This window comes from Arthrobacter sp. 01T414, assembly GCF_056398965.1.
This window is the reverse complement of record NZ_JBFTQK010000001.1, coordinates 402,474-424,049: the sequence shown is the minus strand read 5'-3', so window position 1 is coordinate 424,049 and position 21,576 is coordinate 402,474. Positions and strand designations below refer to the sequence as shown.

General features: G+C 68.0%; 21 protein-coding genes. 4 read left to right on the top strand and 17 right to left on the bottom strand.

Annotated elements, in window-relative coordinates:
- Positions 1–38: 38 nt before the first annotated feature.
- The gene (locus tag AC1DK9_RS02000; protein ID WP_476914852.1) at positions 39–311 is read right to left on the bottom strand and encodes a glutaredoxin family protein; all 273 of its coding nucleotides are present in this window, start codon (positions 309–311) and stop codon (positions 39–41) included.
- 119 nt (positions 312–430) lie between these two features.
- Between AC1DK9_RS02000 and AC1DK9_RS01995 the strand changes: the two genes are divergently transcribed.
- Positions 431–1,249: an HAD family hydrolase gene (locus tag AC1DK9_RS01995; protein ID WP_476914851.1), complete on the top strand. Its 819-nt coding sequence runs from the start codon at positions 431–433 to the stop codon at positions 1,247–1,249.
- Positions 1,250–1,431: 182 nt separating this feature from the next.
- Here the strand turns inward: AC1DK9_RS01995 and AC1DK9_RS01990 are convergent, their stop codons facing one another.
- The 4 genes from AC1DK9_RS01990 to AC1DK9_RS01975 all read right to left on the bottom strand — a co-directional run bounded on the left by AC1DK9_RS01990 (position 1,432) and on the right by AC1DK9_RS01975 (position 4,206).
- Complete coding sequence (locus tag AC1DK9_RS01990; protein WP_003792170.1) at positions 1,432–1,530, bottom strand: 30S ribosomal protein bS22; 99 nt, start codon at positions 1,528–1,530, stop codon at positions 1,432–1,434.
- 194 nt (positions 1,531–1,724) lie between these two features.
- The gene (locus AC1DK9_RS01985) at positions 1,725–1,937 is read right to left on the bottom strand and encodes a helix-turn-helix domain-containing protein (protein ID WP_138768374.1); all 213 of its coding nucleotides are present in this window, start codon (positions 1,935–1,937) and stop codon (positions 1,725–1,727) included.
- 193 nt (positions 1,938–2,130) lie between these two features.
- Complete coding sequence (locus AC1DK9_RS01980; protein ID WP_476862577.1) at positions 2,131–3,243, bottom strand: 3-deoxy-7-phosphoheptulonate synthase; 1,113 nt, start codon at positions 3,241–3,243, stop codon at positions 2,131–2,133.
- Between the two features lie 243 nt (positions 3,244–3,486).
- Positions 3,487–4,206 carry a FadR/GntR family transcriptional regulator gene (locus AC1DK9_RS01975; protein WP_476914850.1) on the bottom strand — a complete coding sequence of 240 codons (720 nt, stop codon included), beginning with the start codon at positions 4,204–4,206 and terminating at the stop codon, positions 3,487–3,489.
- Between the two features lie 102 nt (positions 4,207–4,308).
- Between AC1DK9_RS01975 and AC1DK9_RS01970 the strand changes: the two genes are divergently transcribed.
- The gene (locus AC1DK9_RS01970) at positions 4,309–5,667 is read left to right on the top strand and encodes an alpha-hydroxy acid oxidase (RefSeq protein ID WP_476914849.1); all 1,359 of its coding nucleotides are present in this window, start codon (positions 4,309–4,311) and stop codon (positions 5,665–5,667) included.
- Positions 5,668–5,747: 80 nt separating this feature from the next.
- Here AC1DK9_RS01970 and gdhA read toward each other — a convergent pair whose 3' ends face one another.
- The 3 genes from gdhA to AC1DK9_RS01955 form a co-directional block, all read right to left on the bottom strand.
- On the bottom strand, positions 5,748–7,085 hold the full coding sequence (gene gdhA / locus AC1DK9_RS01965) for an NADP-specific glutamate dehydrogenase (protein ID WP_476914848.1): 1,338 nt from the start codon (positions 7,083–7,085) through the stop codon (positions 5,748–5,750).
- Positions 7,086–7,224: 139 nt separating this feature from the next.
- A complete protein-coding gene (locus AC1DK9_RS01960) occupies positions 7,225–7,755 on the bottom strand; it encodes an ArsR/SmtB family transcription factor (protein ID WP_476862580.1) in 531 nt (176 codons plus the stop codon).
- Positions 7,756–7,855: 100 nt separating this feature from the next.
- Positions 7,856–9,079, bottom strand: coding sequence for an acetoin utilization protein AcuC (locus AC1DK9_RS01955; RefSeq protein WP_476862581.1), 1,224 nt, complete (start codon positions 9,077–9,079; stop codon positions 7,856–7,858).
- Positions 9,080–9,182: 103 nt separating this feature from the next.
- On the opposite strand from AC1DK9_RS01955, the gene AC1DK9_RS01950 reads away from it, so the two are divergent.
- Both AC1DK9_RS01950 and AC1DK9_RS01945 read left to right on the top strand, forming a co-directional pair.
- Positions 9,183–10,616: a TrkH family potassium uptake protein gene (locus tag AC1DK9_RS01950; RefSeq protein WP_476862582.1), complete on the top strand. Its 1,434-nt coding sequence runs from the start codon at positions 9,183–9,185 to the stop codon at positions 10,614–10,616.
- Positions 10,617–10,656: 40 nt separating this feature from the next.
- On the top strand, positions 10,657–11,295 hold the full coding sequence (locus tag AC1DK9_RS01945; protein ID WP_175321539.1) for a potassium channel family protein: 639 nt from the start codon (positions 10,657–10,659) through the stop codon (positions 11,293–11,295).
- Positions 11,296–11,369: 74 nt separating this feature from the next.
- Here the strand turns inward: AC1DK9_RS01945 and AC1DK9_RS01940 are convergent, their stop codons facing one another.
- From AC1DK9_RS01940 to AC1DK9_RS01900, 9 genes are all read right to left on the bottom strand, one after another.
- Positions 11,370–12,866, bottom strand: a complete 1,497-nt coding sequence (locus AC1DK9_RS01940) for an FAD-dependent oxidoreductase (protein ID WP_476914847.1) — start codon at positions 12,864–12,866, stop codon at positions 11,370–11,372.
- An 84-nt stretch (positions 12,867–12,950) separates the two neighbouring features.
- A complete protein-coding gene (locus AC1DK9_RS01935) occupies positions 12,951–13,535 on the bottom strand; it encodes an HhH-GPD-type base excision DNA repair protein (RefSeq protein ID WP_476862584.1) in 585 nt (194 codons plus the stop codon).
- 56 nt (positions 13,536–13,591) lie between these two features.
- Positions 13,592–14,425 (bottom strand): pyrroline-5-carboxylate reductase, encoded by an 834-nt coding sequence (gene proC, locus AC1DK9_RS01930; RefSeq protein ID WP_476862585.1) that lies wholly within the window; start codon positions 14,423–14,425, stop codon positions 13,592–13,594.
- 269 nt (positions 14,426–14,694) lie between these two features.
- On the bottom strand, positions 14,695–15,036 hold the full coding sequence (locus AC1DK9_RS01925; protein ID WP_476862586.1) for a YciI family protein: 342 nt from the start codon (positions 15,034–15,036) through the stop codon (positions 14,695–14,697).
- Between the two features lie 98 nt (positions 15,037–15,134).
- Positions 15,135–16,154 carry a Ppx/GppA phosphatase family protein gene (locus tag AC1DK9_RS01920; protein ID WP_476862587.1) on the bottom strand — a complete coding sequence of 340 codons (1,020 nt, stop codon included), beginning with the start codon at positions 16,152–16,154 and terminating at the stop codon, positions 15,135–15,137.
- Between the two features lie 84 nt (positions 16,155–16,238).
- Entirely contained in the window at positions 16,239–16,685 is a 447-nt protein-coding gene (locus AC1DK9_RS01915; RefSeq protein ID WP_476862588.1) for an SseB family protein, read from the bottom strand.
- Between the two features lie 130 nt (positions 16,686–16,815).
- A complete protein-coding gene (locus AC1DK9_RS01910) occupies positions 16,816–17,841 on the bottom strand; it encodes a type IV toxin-antitoxin system AbiEi family antitoxin domain-containing protein (RefSeq protein ID WP_476914846.1) in 1,026 nt (341 codons plus the stop codon).
- Between the two features lie 141 nt (positions 17,842–17,982).
- A complete protein-coding gene (gene topA, locus AC1DK9_RS01905) occupies positions 17,983–20,721 on the bottom strand; it encodes a type I DNA topoisomerase (protein ID WP_476914845.1) in 2,739 nt (912 codons plus the stop codon).
- Between the two features lie 169 nt (positions 20,722–20,890).
- Positions 20,891–21,553, bottom strand: coding sequence for an ArsR/SmtB family transcription factor (locus tag AC1DK9_RS01900; protein WP_476914844.1), 663 nt, complete (start codon positions 21,551–21,553; stop codon positions 20,891–20,893).
- Between the last annotated feature and the right edge of the window lie 23 nt (positions 21,554–21,576).

Genomic DNA, 21,576 nt, shown 5'->3' with positions numbered 1-21,576 from the left:
GCAGCCCGCGGGTCCCCGGTTGCCTGGCCGGGGCGCGCTCAGGCCGACTGGCCGAGGGCGCGGCGCAGGGTCCGGGCCAGCCGGACCTCGTCGATCCGCCAGAAATCCCGCTGGACTCCGTCCACCAGCAGCACCGGGATCTCCTCGGCATAACGCTCGCGAAGCTCAGCGTCGTCGTCGATCGACCGCTCGGACCAGCCGAGCCCCAGCGCAGCGGTGACCCGGCCGACGGCGTCCCGCGCGTCGGCGCACAGGTGGCAGTCAGCTTTGGTGATGAGTACGACGTCGGGGCGGGGCGCGGTTTCAGCCATGCCTCCACGGTAGCCCGGCGCCCGGCACGACGTCGACGCGAGGCTCGTCCGGCTCGCGCGGCCGGTGCGGCGGCGCCGTTCTGCGCGTGGGATCCCCCGGCATTGACTAGACTCGTGGCATGCCCGAGGAGAAGATCGTCGCTGTGGCCACGCGGCCCGTTGCGTCACCGCAGCACGGCGAAGCCGCCTTCTTCGACGTTGACAACACCCTCATGAGGGGCGCCAGCCTCTTCCATGTGGCCCGCAAAATGCATCAGCGCGGGGCGTTCACCATTCCCCAGGCGGCGGGCTTCGCCTGGAAGCAACTGATGTTCGTGTTCCGCGGCGAAAACATCGAAGACGTCCACGCCGTCCGCGACACCGCGCTGAGCCTCGCCTCGGGGTTCACCGTGCAGGACATCGAAGCCCTCGGCGAGGAAGTCTACGACGAGATGATCGAGTCGCGGATCTGGCCCGGCACCAAGGCCTTGGCCGAACAGCATCTCCGGGTGGGGCGCCGCGTGTGGCTCGTCACCGCCACGCCGATCGAGGTTGCCACCGTAATTTCCACCCGGCTGGGCCTCACCGGTGCCCTCGGCACGGTGGGCGAGATCCGCGACGGCTCCTACACCGGGAAGCTGGTGGGCGACATCCTGCACGGACCGGCCAAGGCTGTCGCAGTGCGCGCGATTGCCGAGGCGGAGGGCCTGGATCTCAACCGCTGCTGGGCCTACAGCGACTCGCACAACGACATTCCGCTGCTCAGCATGGTCGGCCACCCGGTAGCCATCAACCCCGATGCACGGCTGCGCCGCCACGCCCGCGAGCACAACTGGCCGGTCTACGACTTCCGGTCCGGCCGCCGCGCCGCCACCCTGGGCCTGAAGGCCGCCACCATCGGCGGAGCCATCTACGGTCTTTGGCGCGGCTTCTCCCGCTTCCGCGGCCCCACCGTCTAGCCGCCCTCCCCCGGGACCGCCCGGCCCGCCGCTGCGCCTTCGGACGGCCGCGCCTTCGGACGTGCGCACCCCGGATCCGCGGCGCGCTTGTCCGCCACCGCCGCGTCTTCCCGTCTCCGAGGCCCAAAAGAAAATGCCCGCCGCCGGAAAGGCAACGGGCATTGACGCTGTTCGAAGTATCTCTACTTCTTATTGCGACGCTGGTGGCGCGTCTTGCGAAGCAGCTTGCGGTGCTTCTTCTTGGCCATACGCTTGCGACGCTTCTTAATAACTGAACCCACGAAAGTTCCTTACCGGCTAGATGCAGTACCTGCCTGTTGGGGACGGTCCGCGGGCTAGGCAAGCAGACTAAACAACTGACAGGTTCTTACAATGACGTAAAACGTTCCTTAACAGGGTACCGCCTATCCGGGGCACACCACGACCGCAGGCCCCGCGGAGGGGTCTGTCGCGGCCCGGTATGACAGTGGAAGACTCAGGCCGTCTCGGTGTGTCCGTCGACGACAGCACCCTTGAGGTACTGTTCGACGGCGTTTTCCGGAACCCGGTAGGAGCGGCCAAAGCGCACCGCCGGCATTTCGCCGGAGTGCACCAGGCGATACACGGTCATTTTGGATACCCGCATGACGTCCGCGACCTCGGCCACGGTGAGAAAGCGCGCGTTGGAGAAGTTGGCCTCCGAAGACATTTCCCTATTCCTTTTGCTCAAGCGAACGGCTGCCCCGTCTGAACGACATGGCGGTGTGCCGATGCTGAGCCATCAAACAACCATGTGCTAGATACTCTAGGGGTTCATGGTGCCAATGTGAAAGGTTTCCGCAGGATTCTGCGAAGGATTTCCGCAGGATTTTTCCGCCCGGGCCGCCCTCCGGCACCCGCACTCAGCCCCGGACGCGCCGGGTGCGTGCCGAGGCCGCCAGCTGGTCCAGCAACGACGCGGTGACGTCCCAGTCCATGCAGGCGTCGGTGACGCTCTGGCCGTAGAGCAGCTGGTCGGCTCCGGCAGCGTGTTCGGCAACGTCAAGGGACTGCGCCCCGCCCACGAGGAAGCTCTCCAGCATGATGCCGGCGATGGCCGAGGCGGAGGCTCCGCCGTCTTCGAGCTGGGCGCCGATCTCCAGTGCCACCTCGGCCTGCCGGTGGTGGTTCTTGCCGCTGTTGGCGTGGCTGGCATCCACGATCAGCCGCGGGTTCAGGTGCTTGGCGGCAAGCCTGGCGGAGGCAGCCTCGACGTCGACTGCGGAGAAGTTGGGGCCGTCGCTGCCGCCGCGCAGGATGACGTGGGTGTCGGGGTTGCCGGCGGTGCTGACCAGGGCCGCCCGGCCGTCGTCGTCGATTCCCAGGAAGGCCTGGGCGGCCCCGGCGGCGCTGCAGGCGTCGAGCGCCACCTGCAGTCCGCCGTCGGTCCCGTTCTTGAAGCCGATCGGCATGGACAGCCCGGAAGCCAGCTGCCGGTGGATCTGGCTCTCGGTGGTGCGCGCCCCGATGGCACCCCAGGCGACGAGGTCGGCCACGTATTGCGGGCTGATGGGCTCGAGGAATTCCGTGGCGGTGGGCAGTCCCAGTGCGGTGACCTGCTGCAGGAACCGGCGCGCGGCGCGCAGGCCCGCTGCAATGTCGTGGCTGCCGTCCAGCCGCGGATCGTTGATCAGGCCCTTCCAGCCGACCGTGGTGCGCGGCTTCTCGAAGTAGGTGCGCATGACGATCAGCAGGTCTTCGCGGTGCTTCTCGGCCTGGCTGACCAGCCGGCGGGCGTATTCCAGCCCGGCCTTGGGGTCGTGGATGGAGCACGGGCCGACGATCACCAGCAGCCGGTCGTCGACGCCGTCCATGATCGCGCGGACCTCGTCCCGGCCGCGGCCGACGACGTCGGATCCCCGGGCATCCAGCGGGAGTTCCGCGATGATTTCCTGCGGGGTGGGCAGCGCGGTGAATTGGCTGACGCGCAGGTTGGATGTGGCCTGGTGGCTGTCAGGGGCTGCTTCGATGCTCATGTTCGGGTCCTGTTCCGGGTGCGGAGCGGGCCCTGATCAGAACCCGCCGGAGAAATGGCGAAGGGCAGAGAATCATCTCTGCCCTGTTGGCTCTGAAGGTGTGTTGGATGCGTGTCAGTTAGACGCGGGCCCCTCCAGAGCCAACGAAAAATACGCATACCAACGGTTAGTCATGCCATTGACCATAGCCCGCTCCGGCGCCGGAGCACAAAGCGGCGGCGTAATATTCCGACGGCCGGCCCGTCAGCCCTGCGGTGCGGCCGCCCCGTGCCCCGCAGGCGCTTCGCCAAGCCCGGCCTCCGCGTAGTAGCCCTCGATGTGCTCCGCCACGAGCCTGGCCGCCCCGGCGCCGTCGTGCTGGTTGATGGCGGCCAGGATGCCCCGGTGCTCCTGCCGCAGCCGCGCGGCGGTGGCGTTCCAGTCTGGCAGGTTCCCGGTGAGCCGCCCGGCGTAGTCCTGGATGGCCTCGCGCAGGGAGCCCATCATGGCACTGACCACGGCATTGCCCGCGGCGTCGGCCAATGCCAGGTGGAACCGGACGTCGAGTGCCAGGAACTCTTCGGTGGCTGTGCAGCCCTCCATTTCCGCCAGGAGGGCGGCCGCCTCAGCCAGCGCCGCCGATCCGGGCTGCGCGCGGGCCGCGGCCCAGGACTCGAGCAGCACCCGGGTCTGCACTATGTCCGCCACGGGGAAATGCGACGTGGCGACGTGGAGCCGCAGCGCCGCGCCGAGCGCCGACGTCGGGTCCGAGATCACCACCGTGCCGGCGTCGGGACCGGAGCCCACCCCGGCTCGGACAACGCCCATGGCCTCCAGGATCCGGATCGCCTCGCGCACCGAGGTGCGGGAGACGCCCAACTGCTCGGCAAGGGTGCGCTCCGCCGGAAGCCGGCCGCCCACCACGAGCCGTCCGGTGGAGAGCTGTTCTTCGATCCACTGCAGGACGAGGCGGTGCGTGCGCATGAACCAATCGTAGTTGATGTGGTTGGACCACATACCCTAGAGTGTGGTTGGACCACAGTCTTGGCTTGAGACCCGTCGGAATCAGACGCCCCGGAGGCAGCAATGACGCAACCCCTGAAGTTCAGCAACCCCGGCAACCCGGAGGCCCCCACGACGCCGGAGGACACTGCCACCACCCACGACAGTGCGGTGCCGGCTGCCGATGGCGTTCCGGCGTCTGGTGGTGTGCTGCCGGCCGCGCTCAGGCGCCGGGTACCCAAGTACGCGGACCTCGCACCGCTGATGCAGTTCAAGAAACCGGAGTTGGGCCGCGAGGCCAGGTTGCGGAGGGCGAGCACCATCTGGGACCTCCGTGACATGGCCAAGCGGCGCACGCCCAAGGCACCCTTCGATTACACGGACGGGGCGGCCGAAGCGGAAATCACCCTGCGCCGGGCACGCCAGGCCTTCCTCGACATCGAGTTCCGTCCCGGCATCCTGCGCGACGTCTCCAGCGTGGACCTCAGCACGCAGATCCTGGACAAACCCTCCCGGCTGCCCTTCGGCATCGCGCCCACAGGCTTCACCCGGATGATGCAATCCGAAGGCGAGTATGCCGGCTCTACGGCCGCCGCGGCCGCCGGCATCCCGTACACGCTCTCCACGATGGGCACCGCGTCGATTGAGGACGTTGCCGCGGCCGCCCCGGGCGGACGCAACTGGTTCCAGCTCTACCTCTGGACCGACCGGGACCGCTCGCTGGAACTGATCGAGCGCGCGGCCAGGGCAGGCAACGACACGCTCATGGTGACGGTGGATACCGCCGTCGCGGGCGCCCGCCTGCGCGATGTCCGCAACGGCATGACCATCCCGCCGGCGCTGACGCTCAAGACCGTGCTGGACGCCTCCTACCGGCCCGCGTGGTGGTTCAACTTCCTCACCCACGATCCGCTGACCTTTGCCTCCCTGTCGCGCTACACCGGCACCGTGGCGGACCTCATCAACTCGATGTTCGATCCCACGCTGACCTTCGAGGACCTCGATTGGCTGCGCGAAACGTGGAAGGGCAAGCTCGTGGTCAAGGGCATCCAGACCGTCGAGGACGCGCGCAAGGTTGTGGACCACGGGGCGGACGGCATCGTGCTCTCCAACCACGGCGGCCGCCAGTTGGACCGCGCCCCCATCCCGTTCCACCTGCTCCCCGAGGTCTCCGCGGCGCTCAAGGCGGACAACAGCGGCGCTGCCGTCATCCTGGATACCGGCATCATGAGCGGCGCGGACATCATCGCCGCGCTGGCGCTGGGTGCGGACTTCACCCTGATCGGCCGCGCCTACCTCTACGGCCTGATGGCCGGCGGCCGGGCCGGCGTGGACAGGGCCATCCAGATCCTGGAGACGGACATGCGCCGCACCATGGCGCTACTGGGCGTCAGCCGGATCTCAGAGCTCACCCCGGACCACGTCCGGCTGCTGACCCGCTAAGCCTCCGGCGCGCGAGAGGACAGCTCACGGCGGTGTTTTTGCCGAACACTGCCGTGAACTGTCCCCTCGGCGGGGAGGCCTCAGATAAGGCCCTGGGCGAGCATCGCATCGGCCACCTTCACGAAGCCTCCGATGTTCGCGCCCAGCACGTAATTTCCGGGCTCCCCGTATTCCTCGGCCGTGGCAGCACAGCGATCGTGGATTCCGATCATAATTTCGCTCAGCCGGTCCTCGGTGTGCGCAAACGACCACGAATCGCGGCTCGCGTTCTGCTGCATCTCCAGCGCGGACGTGGCGACGCCGCCCGCGTTGGCGGCCTTCCCCGGGCCGAACAGGACACCGGCCTGCTGGAAGACGGCCACGGCTTTACGGGTCGAGGGCATGTTGGCGCCCTCGGCCACGGCAAGCAGTCCGTGGCGGACCAGCCGGGCCGCTGCCTCGCCGTCGAGTTCGTTCTGGGTGGCGCACGGCAGCGCGACGCTCGCGTCGAGGTCCCAGACGGAACCGCCCTCCACGTAGTCGACGGCGGAGCGCCGGGCCGCGTAATCCTTGAGCCGTCCGCGCTCGAGCTCCTTGATCTGGCGGAGCAGCGGGACGTCGATCCCGGCCTCGTCCACGACGTAGCCGGACGAATCGGAGCAGGCCACTACGTTGGCGCCGAGGGACTGGGCCTTGGCGATTGCGTGGATTGCCACGTTGCCGGAGCCGGAGACCACCACGCGCTGTCCGTCGAAAGACTGGCCACGGGTCTTGAGCATTTCCTCGGCAAAGATCACGGTGCCGTAGCCGGTTGCCTCCGGCCGCACCAGGGAGCCGCCCCACGTGATGCCCTTGCCCGTCAGCACGCCAGATTCGTAGCGGTTGGTGATCCGCTTGTACTGACCGAACAGGTAGCCGATTTCACGGCCGCCGACGCCGATGTCCCCGGCCGGGACGTCCGTGTACTCGCCAATGTGGCGGTACAGCTCGGTCATGAAGGACTGGCAGAAGCGCATGATCTCGGCATCCGAGCGGCCGCGGGGGTCGAAGTCGGAGCCACCCTTGCCGCCGCCGATCGGCATCCCGGTCAGGGCGTTCTTGAAGATCTGTTCGAAGCCGAGGAACTTTACGATGCCCAGGTTCACGGAGGGGTGGAACCGCAGCCCGCCTTTGAAAGGCCCGAGCGCGGAGTTGAACTCCACCCGGAAGCCGCGGTTGATCTGGACGCGGCCGGAATCGTCCATCCACGGGACCCGGAAGATGATCTGCCGCTCGGGTTCGCAGAGCCGTTCGAGCACGGCTCCCTCGAGGAACTCCGGGTGGCGGTCGTGGACCGGGCCGAGGCTTTCGAAGACCTCGGTGACCGCCTGGTGGAATTCCCCTTCGCCGGGGTTCCGCGCCAGCACCGTGTCCCGGATGGCTTCAAGCCGTGCGTCCATTGCAACTCCTCAACCCATGGCGCCCCTCATTGGGCGCAACAAAACAAGCCTTTCCATAGTTGCACCGGGCAAGTGGGGAATTCTATTCGGGCAGCCGGGTGAGCCCCCGTATGACGTGCGCGCCGGAACGGCGAGGCAGCTACTTCTTGCGGCCGAACTTCGGCAGGTTGGCGAGCAGGTCCGCGGCCCGGGTGGCGGCGCGGCCCACCGTCCGGCCGATCTGCTGCGGCCGCCTGTCATCCCCGGCGGTGCCGACGGGAAGGGCGACGGCGGGGCTCAGCGTGCTGCCCGCCGGCAGGTCCGCCAACGCGGGAGCGGCCGGCTCGGATCCGGCCGCTGCCGCGGCGGCGAGGCTTTCCGGAACAGCCGGGGCCTGGGCGGCGGCCTGCGGCGCCGGTTCGGCAACGCGGCCGACGTCGAACGTCTCCAGCCAGCTGGCGACGCCGGCAAGCGGCTTGGGGTTGAGGGCGTAATAACGCTTCTGGCCCTGGGCACGCATGCTGACGAGGTCGGCCTCGCGCAGGACTTTGAGGTGCTTGGAAATGGTGGGCTGGCTCGCCTCGAGTTCCTCGACCAGCTCCCCCACCGCTTTGTCCCCCTCGCGGAGGGACACCAGAATGTCGCGCCGGGTTGCCTCAGCAATGACGGCAAATACGTCGTCTGTCACCATGCTCTCCACCCTAGCGACATATACGCCAGATGGCATCCACTAAATTACGGGCGTCCGGATGGGCGCTGCCTGGGCCGGGCCGGCGGTTCGAAAACGACCCTCAGTCGAACCACGGATCCAGGCCGTAGAGCGGGAAAACTTCCTTGCGGGTGGCCATTACGGTGCGGTCCACCTCGTCGTTGGGGTCGAAGCCGACCTCCCAGGACCGCCACCAGAGATCGACGTCGTCGCCCATCACCGTGGGCGGTTCGACGCCGTACTTGGATCCGTATTTCTCGCGCACGTACCGCCGCCAGTCCTCGGGAACCGGCGTCCGCAGCGGCACCGGCCGCCCCGCGGCAATCGCGACCAGATGGCTCCAGGAACGCGGCACCACGGTGATGACGTTATAGCCCCCGCCACCGGTGGATATCCACCGGTTGTCGCAGTACCGGGCCGCGAGGTTGCCGATCGCGGTGGCGGCCTCACGCTGCCCGTCCACGCTGATGTTCAGGTGTGTCAACGGGTCCAGGCGGTGCGAGTCACAGCCATGCTGGCTGACGATGACTTCAGGTTCAAAGGCTCCCACGAGCTGCGGCACGATTGCGTGGAAGGCCCGCAGCCAGCCGGCATCCCCGGTCCCGGTCGGCAACGCAACGTTCACGGCACTGCCCTGTGCATTGGGGCCGCCAATCTCGTTGGCGAAGCCCGTTCCCGGGAACAGCGTCAGCCCGGTCTCGTGCAGCGAGATCGTCAGCACCCTCGGGTCGTCCCAGAAGATGCTCTGCGTTCCGTCACCGTGGTGGGCATCGACGTCGACGTAGGCCACCCTCTGCACGCCGCCGTCGAGCAGCCGCTGAATGGCCAGGGCGGCGTCGTTGTAGATGCAGAAGCCGCTGGCCCGCTCGCGGGAGGCGTGGTGCATGCCGCCGCCGAAGTTGACGGCCCGGACCGCGCTGCCGTCCAGGATGGCGGCCGCCGCGAGCAGGGAACCCCCGGCCAGCCGCGCGCTGGCCTCATGCATGCCGGCGAAAGCCGGGTCGTCTTCGGTGCCGAGGCCGCGTTCCAGGTCCGGGGTGTCCGGGTCGGCGCTGACCCGGCGGACGGCGGCGACATAGTCCGCGCTGTGCACGGCACCCAGTTCCTCATCGGTGGCCACCGAGGGGGCCGCCACACTCACGTGGTCCAGGTCCAGCAGGCCCAGGCTGCGGGCCAGCCGCGCGGTGAGCTCCATCCGTTCCGGCGCCATCGGGTGGCTGTGGCCAAAGTTGTAGGCCGTCATGGCGGAGTCCCACACCACCGTCGTCGGCAGGGCGGTCTGGGCGAGTCCGGGCAGGAAGGTCATCAATCACAGGCTACCGGAGCGCACCGCGCCGATCCCCAGTCGTTGCGCGGAATATAGTGGTTTACTACTGAAGGACGCCGTTTCAACCGAGGACAAGCCGCACATGACGCAAAGCCAGTCGAGGTCACCGAGCCCGACCAGCTGGCACCCCGGCCAGCCGGAACGCGAGGGCCTGTGGATCTTCACCCGGCTGCGGGACTTCGTCGACGACATCGCCAATACCTCCCCGGCCCGCCTGGCCGTCTCCGCCTTCGCCATCGTCGTCCTGATCTTCACCACCCTGCTTTCCCTGCCGGCGTCCTCCGCCACGGGGCAGGCAACGCCGCTGCACCAGGCCCTCTTCACTGCCGTGTCGGCCGTGTGCGTGACCGGGCTGACCGTCGTCTCCACGGCGGTGCACTGGTCCTTCTTCGGCCAACTCGTGATCCTGGTCGGCATCTTTGTCGGCGGTCTCGGCACCCTGACGCTGGCCTCGCTGCTGGCCCTGATGGTCAGCAAGAAGCTCGGCGTCCGCGGCAAGCTGATCGCCCAGGAGGCCATGAACAACGCCGGCCGCCTCGGCGAGGTTGGCACCCTGCTGCGGATCGTCATCGTTACCTCCGTGGTGATTGAGGCTATCCTGGCAGCGGCGCTCATTCCCCGGTTCCTGGCCCTTGGCGAAAGCCTCGGCCAGTCGGTCTGGCACGGCGTGTTCTATGCCATTTCCGCTTTCAACAATGCCGGCTTCACTCCTCATTCGGACGGCATCGTGCCTTACGAGACGGACCTGTGGATCCTCATTCCGCTGATGATCGGCGTCTTCCTCGGCAGCCTCGGCTTTCCCGTGGTCATGGTGCTGCAGCAAAACGGGCTGAACTGGAAGAAATGGAACCTGCACACCAAGCTGACCATCCAGGTCTCCCTGATCCTGCTGGCCGCCGGCACCGTGCTTTGGGGCCTGATGGAGTGGGAGAACATGCGCACCATCGGCGGGATGAGCTTGGGCGACAAGATCACCCACTCGCTCTTCGCCTCGGTGATGACCCGTTCCGGCGGCTTCAACCTCGTAGACCAGAACCAGATGGACTCCACCACCATGCTGCTGACGGACGCGCTGATGTTCGCCGGCGGCGGCTCGGCGTCGACCGCCGGCGGTATCAAGGTGACCACCATCGCGGTGATGTTCCTGGCCATCATCGCCGAAGCCCGCGGCGACGCGGACGTGAAGATCTACGGCCGCACCATCCCGGAAGGCACCATGCGGGTGGCTATCTCGGTCATCGTCGCCGGCGCCACCCTGGTGGCCGTCTCCGCCCTGCTGCTGCTGCAAATCAGCGGCGCGTCCCTGGACCGGGTGCTGTTTGAAACTATTTCCGCATTCGCCACCGTGGGCCTGAGTACCAACCTCAGCGCCGAACTGCCCCCGGCGGGCGTCTACGTCCTGACAGCCCTCATGTTTGCCGGCCGCGTCGGCACCGTGACCCTCGCCGCTGGGCTGGCCCTGCGCCAGCGCAGCCAGCTGTACCACTACCCGGAAGAGAGACCGATCATTGGCTAGTTCCTCAGGCGCCGTCAACCGCCCCGCCCACAACGCGCCCGTGCTGGTGATCGGGCTGGGCCGCTTCGGCGCGTCCACCGCCGAGCAGCTCGTGAAGCAGGGCCGCGAGGTGCTGGCGATCGAACGTGACCGGAACCTCGTGCAGAAATGGGCCAGCGTGCTGACCCACGTGGTGGAGGCAGACGCCACCAACATCGATGCGCTCCGCCAGCTCGGCGCGCAGGAGTTCAGCTCCGCCGTCGTGGGCGTGGGCACGTCCATCGAGTCCTCGGTGCTGATCACGGTCAACCTCGTGGACCTCGGCATCGAGCACCTCTGGGTCAAGGCGATCACGCCCTCGCACGGCAAGATCCTGACCCGGATCGGCGCCAACCACGTGATCTACCCGGAAGCCGACGCCGGTGTCCGCGCCGCGCACCTGGTCTCCGGCAGGATGCTCGACTTCATCGAGTTCGACGACGACTTCGCGATCGTGAAGATGTACCCGCCGCGCGAGACCGTGGGCTTCACCCTGGACGAGTCGAAGGTGCGCTCCAAATACGGTGTCACGATCGTGGGCGTGAAATCACCGGGTGAGGACTTCACCTACGCCCGGCCCGAGACCAAGGTTTCCGCGCGGGACATGCTCATTGTTTCCGGCCACGTGGACCTGCTGGAACGCTTCGCCGCCCGGCCGTAGCGCCTGCGGTTGGTAGCTAACGCCGCCGCCTGCCTGGCTCAGCCACCCGGGCCGGCCGCCGCCGCCTGCCTGGCTCAGAGGGCATCCGGCGGCGGGCCCGCTGCGAGGTTCCTGGTGGCGGGCCCCTGGAGCACTGTGCCGTCAGTGCTGAACCGGGAGCCATGGCAGGGGCAGTCCCACGTCACGTCGGCCTGGTTGAACTCCACGGTGCAGCCGAGGTGCGTGCAGACGGCCGAGACCGCACGGACTTCCCCCGCGGGACTGACGTACACGGCGGTCTTGGCACCGTGGACGTCCACCACCTTGCCTTCTCCCGGCGCCACGTCCGCCGGAACACCCCCGGATCGCGGCGTCTCCTCCGCCAGCGGCCGGGACGGGGCCGCAATTCCCCCCTGGCTCCGGGTGCTGTCGAACACGGCTGCCCACGCGTTAGGGGTGCCGCCCAGGGTGTCCCGGAGGATCAAGGCAGCGGCAGTGCCGTTGCTGAGTCCCCATTTTCGCAGCCCCGTGATGACGTGGACGTGCCGGAACTCCGGGGCCAGGCGGCCGACGTAGGGCAGCCCGTCGGCGGGCATCGCGTCCTGGGTGGACCAGCGGAAGGCGATCTCCCCGGCTCCCAGGCGGTCGCGGGCAAAGGTCCCCAGCCTCCGGTAGCGTTCGGCGGAATCGACGGTTTCGGAGGCCCGGTGTCCTTCGCCGCCGGCCAGCACGTAACTGGTGCCGTCGACGTCGGCGGTGAGGATGGAGCGCATTGGCTCATCAACGCTGACGAAGCTGGCATCCAGCGGGGCGACGGTGCTGCGGGCTGCGACGACATACGAGCGGTGGGCGTAGCAGCGTTCGGCGTAGCGTGCGCCGTCACCGAACGGCAGGTTGGTCGCGACGATGATGTCTTTCGCCCGGACCCTTCCCCGGTCCGTCTCCACCACGGCGGGAGCGCCGTCGCGGTAACCGGTGGCGGCCGTCTCCTCAAAGACGAAGCTGCCGTTTCCGTCCACGGCACGGGCCAGGCCCTGCACGTACCGGAACGCGTGGATCTGGGCCTGCCCGTCGAAACGGACGGCGCCCCGGACCGCGAACGGAAGCGGGACATCGGTGGTGAAGGATGCGGGCAGGCCCAGCCGCGCCGCCAGTGCCGCTTCCTCCCGGACCCGGGCCAGCGCCTCGACCGATTCGGCGTAGGTGTAATTGGCCACCCGCCGGAAGCCGCAGTCGATTCCCTCCGCCGCCACAACGGCCGCGATGTGTTCAATGGCCGCCTCGTTCGCCTGCCCGTACGTGGCGGCGGCGCTGTCCCCGTGGCGGGCCGCAAGGTCGGTGTAGGCAAGCCGGTGCAGCGAGGTGACCTTGCCCGTCGTGTTCCCGGTGACGCCGGTACCTACCCGCGCCGCCTCCAGGACGGCCACCGTCTGGCCGGCCCGTTTCAGGGCCAGCGCGGCAGTCAGTCCTGCGATGCCGCCGCCGATCACGGCAACGTCCACGTCCAGGGGCGCGTCGAGGGGCGCGTAGGTGGCAGTCCCGCCGGTGGCAGACCAGAGGGAGAGGAGTCGTCCTGCCGGCTGTTCATCCACGTCCCCGACCTCCACGCGCTAGGTACCTCCGCCGTTCCCTCCGACGTCGGGCGTCCCGGCGTCGGAGGCTGAGCTACCGCAGGATCAGGGCCCTGCGGTCTTCGCCGTCTTAGCCGCGGCCTTGGCAGCCTGCTTGCTGGCCCGAACCTTGCTCAGCGACTCCGGATCCACAATGTCAGCGACCGACAGGTAGGAGTTTTCCTGGCCGTAGTGGCCGGCAGCCTCGCGCCAGCCATCGGCCTGGAGCCCGCACTGCTTACCCAGTAGCGCCAGGAAGATCTTCGCCTTTTGCTCGCCATAGCCGGGTAAAGCCTTAAGCCGCCGCAGCACTTCCTGACCGTCTGGCTCGCCCCTCGTCCAGATGGCAGTGGCATCGCCGTCCCAGTTCGTCTGTACGGTCTCAGCCAGGGCTTGGACGCGCCCGGCCATGGATCCGGGAAAGCGGTGCACGGCCGGGCGCTCCTTGAACAGCTCGACGAACTGCTGCGGGTCGTAGCCTGCAATCGCGGCGGGATCCATGGACCCAAGGCGGGTCCGGATCTTTTCCGGGCCGGCAAAAGCCGATTCCATGGTCACCTGCTGGTCCAGCAACATGCCGGTGAGCAGGGCAAAGGCGTCGTCGCTGAGGAGTTTGTCCGCCGCAGGGTCTCCGGTGATGTGCAGTTCCATGGGTCCTATCCTGCCACCCGGCCCGCTCCGCGTCATGGGCTGCGCCGGCGTTCCGGTCAGCCGAGCTGCTTGGTGATTTCGGCCGCGCGCTCGGCGGCGGCCCGGGCGCCGTCGGCGATGATCGCCGGGAGTCCGCGCTCGTCAAAGGTGGCGATCGCCCGCTCCGTGGTGCCGTTCGGGCTGGTCACCGCCTTGCGCAGGGCGGCGGGGTCGGCGCCCGGCTCGGCCAGCATCAGCCCGGCACCAGCAACCGTTTCGCGAGCCAGCAGCAGCGAAAGCTCGGCATCCAGGCCCAGCTCGGCGCCCGCCGCCGCCATTGCCTCGGCCAGGTAGAAGGCGTAGGCCGGGCCGGAACCGCTGATGGCGGACAGCGCGTCCACCTGTTCCTCGGGGATCTCGACGACGGTGCCGACGGCGGCGAAGATGTCCTTCGCCTGCTGCAGTTGCTCCGCCGAGCAGTGCTTCCCGGCGGAGACGGAGACGACGCCGCGGCCCAGCCGTGCAGGCGTGTTCGGCATAGCGCGGATCACCGGCTGTCCGGCCGGAAGCGCCGCTTCCAGCTGCTCCAACGACACCGCCGCGGCGACGCTGACCACGATGGTCTCCGGCGAGAGCGAACCGCTGATCTCCCGGGCCAGATCGGCGATGCCCACCGGCTTGACGCCCAGCACCACGACGGCGGCGCCGGTGGCGGCCTGGGTGTTGTTCTCCGGTTCTTCTTCGCCGGCGATGGCCGTGATGCCGTGGTGCCGCTCGGCCAGTTCGGCCGCCCGCTCGGCGCGGCGCACCGTGGCGACGATGTCCGCGGGGTCCGTGCCGCCCGCGATCATGCCGCCCATGATTGCCTCGTTCATTGACCCACAGCCCAGGAATGCGATTCGGTTGCTCATTCCCCCATCATTGCAGTCCCGCCCGATTCACAGCCAGCTCACATCCTCAGCGCAGCTTGCTCACAAACTCGAAGATTAGCGTAGGTACTACCTCATTGAGGGTGCGAGTGATGATAGGCAGTCATGCGGATGTCTGCCCGGCACCGGTGGGCTGCAGCGGGTTTCCCCCATTTTCCCGTAGCAGACCGCCGGTGCCTTCGTCGTTTAACGTTGTTCCGCCTGTCTCGTCCCGTCGAGTGCTGGACTCCGGGCTAGTGCCAGGTTCCGGGCTAATGCTGGATTGGCCGCACTTCGATGGGAAGCGTGGTGGCGCGGGCCATCTTCCCCGCCCAGTCCAGGGCGGCGTCGAGGTCGGGCGCGTCAATCACCGTGAATCCGCCCAGGTGCTCCTTCGCCTCGGCAAAGGGGCCGTCCGTGATGAGCATCCCGGCCCCGTCCTGCCGCACGACCGTGGCCGTGTCCGTGGGGTGGAGTCCCGCGGCGAAGACCCACGCTCCGGCGGCCTTCATTTCACGGTTCAGGGCCTCGAGGTCCCGCATGATGGGCTCCAGGACCTCCGGGGCCGGAGCCGGTCCGACGGGCTGGTAAACGCTGAGCAGGTACTGTGCCATGATGCGGTCCTCCTTGACGATTGGGCCGGCGGATTACCGGCCTTCACCCTTAAGACGAACGGCGCGCCTCCGGATCGACACCTGGGCTCTCGCGCCCGTTACGTTTCGTCCGGGCCCTCGGGGTCGGGGAGCTGCGGCACGGCGGGCTCGTCGGCCTGGGCAACATGCGGCGCGGGCTGCAGCGGCCCCTCGAAGACCAGCTGGTCCAGCCGGCGGAGGATCAGCCCTTCACGGAGGGCCCAGGGGCAGATTTCCAGGCTGGGAAACTCGAACATTTCGAGGGCCGCTTCCGCCACCAGCGCCCCGGCCAGAAGCTGGTGGGCGCGGGCTTCGGAGACGCCCGGAAGGTTCAGCCGGTCCTCCACCTCCATGGCCGAGATGCGTTGCGCCCACAGGCCAAGGTCCGTGGCGAACAATTCCCGCTTGACGTAGGGCCCGGCGCCGCTGGGGGCCGCGCCGGCGATGCGGGCGAGCGAGCGGAAAGTCTTGGAGGTGCCGGCCACGTGGTTGGCCTTGCCCAGCTTCTCGAAGTCCCGCACCACCGGCTTCAAGGTGGTCCGGATGTGACGGCGCAGTTCCTTGACGCTCTTGGCCGACGGCGGGTCCTCCTGCAGCCAGTCGCGGGTGAGCCGGCTGGCGCCGAGCGGGACCGACGTCGCCAGTTCGGGCAGTTCGTCCTCCCCGTAGGCCATTTCGAAGGAACCGCCGCCGATGTCCAGGTTCAGCATGGGGCCCGCTCCCCAGCCGTACCAGCGGCGGACGGCGAAGAACGTCATGGAGGCCTCTTCGCTGCCGGAAAGCTCGCGGAGGGTCACGGTGGTCTCGTCCTTGACCCGGGCCAGGACGGCCGAGCCGTTGGTGGCCTCACGGATCGCGGAGGTGCAGAACGCCAGCAGGTCCTCGGCCTTGTGCTTGGCCGCGAACTCCCAGGCTTCGAGGACGAACTCGATCAGCTCATGCTGGCCGGAGTCGTTGATGTTGCCGTCCGCATCGAGGAACTGCACCAGGGAGAGCGGGCGCTTATGCGAGGCGAACGGAACCGGGCGCGCGCCAGGGTGGGCATCCACGAGGAGGAGGTGGACAGTGTTGGACCCGATATCGAGGACGCCTAGCCGCATGCTGCCATTATTCTCCCCGGAGGGACTCTGCCCTAACCGGGCGCCCGGCGGGGCGTCGTGCAGAGTCCGCCCGGCGTGGAGGCCTTAGGCCTGGCTGTCGTCCTCCGCGTCCGGTTCCTGCTCGGCCGGCTTGAAGTCGCGGCGGATGTTGGCCACGCCCTCCGGATCGATTTCAAAGCCGTAGACGGCGCCGGGGTTGATGACCATGCCCAGCTGGTCACCGAGGTTGCCGATGATGGCCGAGCCCTGGGTGCCGAGCACGTTGGGGGCCGCCGCGAGGTACTGTTCGGCGACGCGGCTCGGGTGCGAGAAGACGGCCAGCACGGGCTCGCCGGCGGAGTTGGCGAGGACCAGCGGCTCCACCTGGGAATCCGGGCCTTCGAGCGTGTCGGAGCTGACGATGTAGACCTCGTTGTTGAGGAAGGACAGGATGACATCCACCGGGTTGGCGTCCGGCTGCTCCCCCCGGGCGAGCTTCTCTTCGAGGTCGTTGAGCGGCTGGAGGTCCATGGGTGCTGGCTGTTCAGTCATGTTCCTACTCGATCACGTTGAGCCTTGGTCCGCAATTCCTTCCTGGGCGCCCGGCCGGTTCGCGGGTTCCCTTCCTGCTCGCGGTACGGACACCGCGAGCCCGGCTCAAGCCCGCAAGCAGACGGCCATCTCAACCAGCCAGCAACCGAAGCAGCCTAGCCTTCAGCTCCTGCTCGCGGAACAAGTCCCGCCATTCGAGCCGGATGAACTTCCAGCCGAGTTCCATGAGTGCTTTCTCGCGGCGCCGCTCGGCAAAAACGGCCTCGGCAGTGGGCTGATAGTCGAAGTATTTGCCGCGGCCGTCGAACTCCCCCGCCACCCGCTGCTCCGGCCATGCGAAGTCCAGCCGGCATGTCCCCAGCCTCGTCCGGACCTCGAATTGGAGCTCCGGGGCAGGGATCCTCAGCCGCCTGAACAGGTCGCGGGCAAGGGTTTCGCCGGGCGACTCGGAGCGCGGATCCGCATGCGCGAGCACCTTCTTCAGCGTCGCGACACCGGGCGCCCCACGGAGCCGGGCGCACTCCAGTTCCAGTGCCTCCCGGCTGGCACCGAGGCGTAGGGCATGGTCCATCAGGATCAGTCCCTGCGAGTAATTGAGCACCAGGCAGCTGTCCGCAGCCGTTCGAACCAGCGAGGTCACCCGGTGCCCTGCCACGTGCACGATATCGGCGGGAGCCAGCGCCCGGGTGTGGGCCTTCACGTCTCCTGCGTGGCCACCGGAGGACGGGAGGAACGGCACCGTGAGGTGGATCGTATCGTCTACTTGCCAAAGAAAGAGCCCGTGGAGCCTGGCTGCAGTGGTGTGGCTAAACACGTAAGTGCCCGTTGAGCTCGTCAGGCAGCGGTGGGCGTAGGCCTCGATCCGGCAGCGGGAGGCCCCGTTCGCATCGAGAGTCACCCAGAAGGAGCGTCGGACGTAGCAGCCGCGGCGCAGCTTGAAGATGGCGCCGCTTCCAGCCAGCTGCCGGATTTGCCGTGCGGACAGGCCTCGGTCCAGCAGTTCCTCGGTGCGCCACAGCTTGGCGCTACCGGACAACGTCGTGTCCAGGACTGCTGCCGAGGGGTGCCGGGCCGTCGTCGCGGGCTGGACCGGCTCCGCGGAAGCGGCCCAGAGGGCGGCGAGGGGGTCCTCAGGCTGGGCGGTGGCGTATTCCATGCCGCCAGCCTGCCTCCGCCGCCACGGACGCGACAGCCCCGTGCAGCAGTTATGTGGACAACGACTCGCGGGTTCCGTCCGCCGTCGGCGTCTTCTGACGTCGAGCAGGGAAGGAACCCGCGAGCTGGAGCGAAATGCCGCCTATTTCTTGGCGGCGGCCTTCCGGGCGGGGGCCTTGCGGGCCGCTGGCTTGCGCTTGACCGGGCCCTTGGCGCGCTTCTCTGCGAGGAGTTCGACGGCCTGTTCCCGGGTGAGCTCCTCGATGGAGGTGCTGCGCGGCACGGTGATGTTGGTGACGCCGTCGGTGATGTACGGGCCGAAACGGCCTTCCTTCACCACGATGTTCTTCTCCGAAACCGGATCCGGACCGAACTCCGCCAGCGGCGGCACGGCGGCACGGACGCCGCGCTGCTTCGGCTGCGAGTAGATCTCCAGGGCCTGTTCCAGCGTGATAGTGAAGATTTCCTCTTCCGAGCCGATCGAGCGCGAATCCGTGCCCTTCTTCAGGTACGGGCCGAAGCGGCCGTTCTGCACCGTGATGGGGTTGCCCTCGGCGTCCTGGCCGAGCACCCGCGGCAGGCTCATCAGCTGCAGGGCCTCGTCCAGGGTCACGGTGTCCACGCTCATGGAGGCGAACAGCGAACCGGTGCGCGGCTTGGCCTTGACCGGCTTTTTCGGGGGCTTCGGCTTCCCGTTCTTGTAGTACTCCACCGGCTGGTTGGCGAGCTGCTCCTCGGTCATCTCAGGGATGACCTCGGTGACGTAGGCGCCGTAGCGGCCGTTCTTGGCGACGACGGTGTGCCCGGTGTGCGGGTCCGTGCCGAGCACGCGCTCCTCCGGGGCTGCGGTCTCCATGAGCTCGACTGCCTTGGCTGCGGTGAGCTCGTCCGGAGCCAGGTCCTCGGGGACGTTGGCGCGAGCGGACTCGATGACCTCGCCGGTCTTCGGGTCCACGGTGGGCACCGAGCTTTCCAGGTACGGGCCGAACTTGCCCACCCGCAGGGTGATGCCGTCGGTGATCGGGATGGAGTTGATTTCGCGCGCGTCGATCTCGCCCAGGTTGTTTACGATGCTCAGCAGCCCGGGCTCGGAGTCCTCGCCGAAGTAGAAGTGCTTGAGCCAGGCCGGTCCGGCTTCCTGGCCGTTGGCGATCTTGTCCAGGTCGGCTTCCATATCGGCCGTGAAGTCGTAGTCCACGTAGTCGTGGAAGTGCTGCTCGAGCAGACGGATCACGGAGAAGGCGATCCAGCTCGGCACCAGCGCGGAGCCTTGCTTCCGGACGTAGCCGCGGTCCTGGATGGTGGAGATGGTGGAGGCGTAGGTCGACGGACGGCCGATGCCCTTCTTTTCCAGTTCCGCGGTCAGCGACGCTTCGGTGTAACGCGGCGGCGGGGAGGTTTCGTGCCCGACGGCGACAATCTCCGAGGCGGTCAGGGCGTCGTCCTTGGCCACGTTGGGCAGGCGGCGCGCTTCGTCGGAGTCCTCGTCGCCGCGGCTCTCGTCCTTGCCTTCCTCGTACGCTGCGAGGAAGCCCGGGAAGGTGATGACCGTGCCGGAGGCGGAGAACTCGGCGTCCCGGCCCGCGGCCGCGCCGCCAACGGTGACCGCACCGAGGCGGATGGTCGCGGTGGAGCCCTTGGCGTCGGCCATCTGGGAGGCGACGGTGCGCTTCCAGATCAGCTCGTAGAGACGGAACTCGTCGCCGGAGAGCTGCTTGGCGACCTGCGCGGGGGTGCGGAAGGAGTCGCCGGCGGGGCGGATGGCCTCGTGGGCTTCCTGCGCGTTGGCTGCCTTGCCGCTGTAAACGCGCGGAGACTGAGGGACGTACTCGGGACCGTACAGCTCGGATGCCTGGCGCCGCGCGGCGGTGATGGCCTCGTTGCTCAGCGCATTCGAGTCGGTACGCATATAGGTGATGTAGCCGTTTTCGTAGAGCCGCTGCGCCACCTGCATGGTGCTCTTCGAGGAGAAGCGCAGCTTGCGGCCGGCCTCCTGCTGCAGCGTGGAGGTGGTGAACGGCGCCGCGGGACGGCGGGTGTACGGCTTGGTGTCGACGGAGCGGACACGGAAGTCCGCGTCCTGCAGGCCGGCGGCGAGGGCGCCGGCGAGTTCCTGGTCCAGGTGGACGACGTTGCGCGAGGTGAGCTCGCCGTCGTCGTTGAAGTCACGGCCGCTGGCGACCTTGGAGCCGTCCACGGCGGCCAGTTTCGCCTTGAAAGAGCCGGAGTCCGCACCGAACTGGCCGGTCAGGTCCCAGTACGACGCCGACTTGAAGGCCATGCGCTCGCGTTCCCGGTCAACCACCATGCGGGTCACCACGGACTGCACGCGGCCGGCGGACAGGCCGCGGGCCACCTTGCGCCACAGCACCGGGGAAATCTCGTAGCCGTAGAGGCGGTCCAGCACACGGCGGGTTTCCTGCGCGTCGACGAGGTCCTGGTCCACATCGCGGAGGTTGTCCATCGCGCGGTGGATGGCTTCCTTGGTGATTTCACCGAAGGTCATCCGGTACACGGGGACCTTGGGCTTGAGGACTTCCAGCAGGTGCCACGCGATGGCCTCGCCCTCGCGGTCCCCATCGGTTGCGAGGTAGAGCGCGTCGGCGCCCTTGAGCTGGGCCTTGAGTTCGGCGACCTTCTTCTTCTTGTCCGGAGACACGACGTAGTACGGCTTGAAGTCGTGTTCGATATCGACGGCGAACTTGCCCAGCGGCGTTTTCTTCAGCTCGGCGGGGAGCTCGGACGGCTGCGGCAGGTCGCGGATGTGACCGATGGAGGCCTCAACGATGAAACCTTCGCCCAGGTACTTGGCGATGGTCTTGCTCTTGGCCGGAGACTCCACAATCACGAGTTTCTTGCCGGTGGGGGCCTTGCTTGGCACGGTGCTCCTACAGAAAAAGGTTGCTCGGGCAGATGCGCCCATACCCGCCTAGTTCACCATATTTTGCAGATTCCCGCGCATCCGGCTGCAAAAGTCGGCCCCACGGGCACGACTTGCGGACGTCACGAAGCAACCGCGGCTGCGGCCGGGGGAACTGCGGCGGTTCCGCCTAGGAGGGCTGCGCGGCAGTGCCCCGGTCATCGGGAATCATCGACCACATGGTGGCCATCCGGACGGCCCCCTCRGGCACCCGGTCCGGGTCCTCGAGCTCGTAGTCCTTGAGCAGCTCGAAGAGCCTGTCGTTGAGCTCCCCGGCTTGGGCCGGCGTCAGGTGAAGCAGGTTGCTGGCCAGCACCACGGCCGAGGTGCCGTCCACGGCTTCGCCGCGCTGGCGCCGTTCGTCCCTGGCCTTGGCGTAGGCGTTGACGCGCCGGCGGTACGCGTCCAGCTCCAGGTCCAGGACGGCAAATTCCGGGCTGGCCACTCCCCCGCCCGAATTGATGGTGAAGTCTGTGCCGGCCGCCTTCCAGCGGCGCTCCCGGGCGTCGCCGGCGGTCGCAGCAGGTACCACAATGCCCCACTTTTGCAGGGCCCGCAGGTGGTAGCTCATGGCGCTCGGGGTGAGGCCGGTCTGCGCAGCCAGCTCCGTGGCCGTCCGGCTGACCTGGGTGGAATACAGCTCGGAAATGACCTCGAGCCGCGCGGCGTGGGCCAGGGCCCGGATCGCCTTCGGGTCAGTGATCTCGACCTTTTTCTCCGGGCGCGGCCTGCGCTTGGCGGCCGGAGCGGCGGTCTCAGCGGACAGCTCCGCCTTCGGGGTTTCTGCATTCACGTTCCTAGTCTACCGACGGCCGC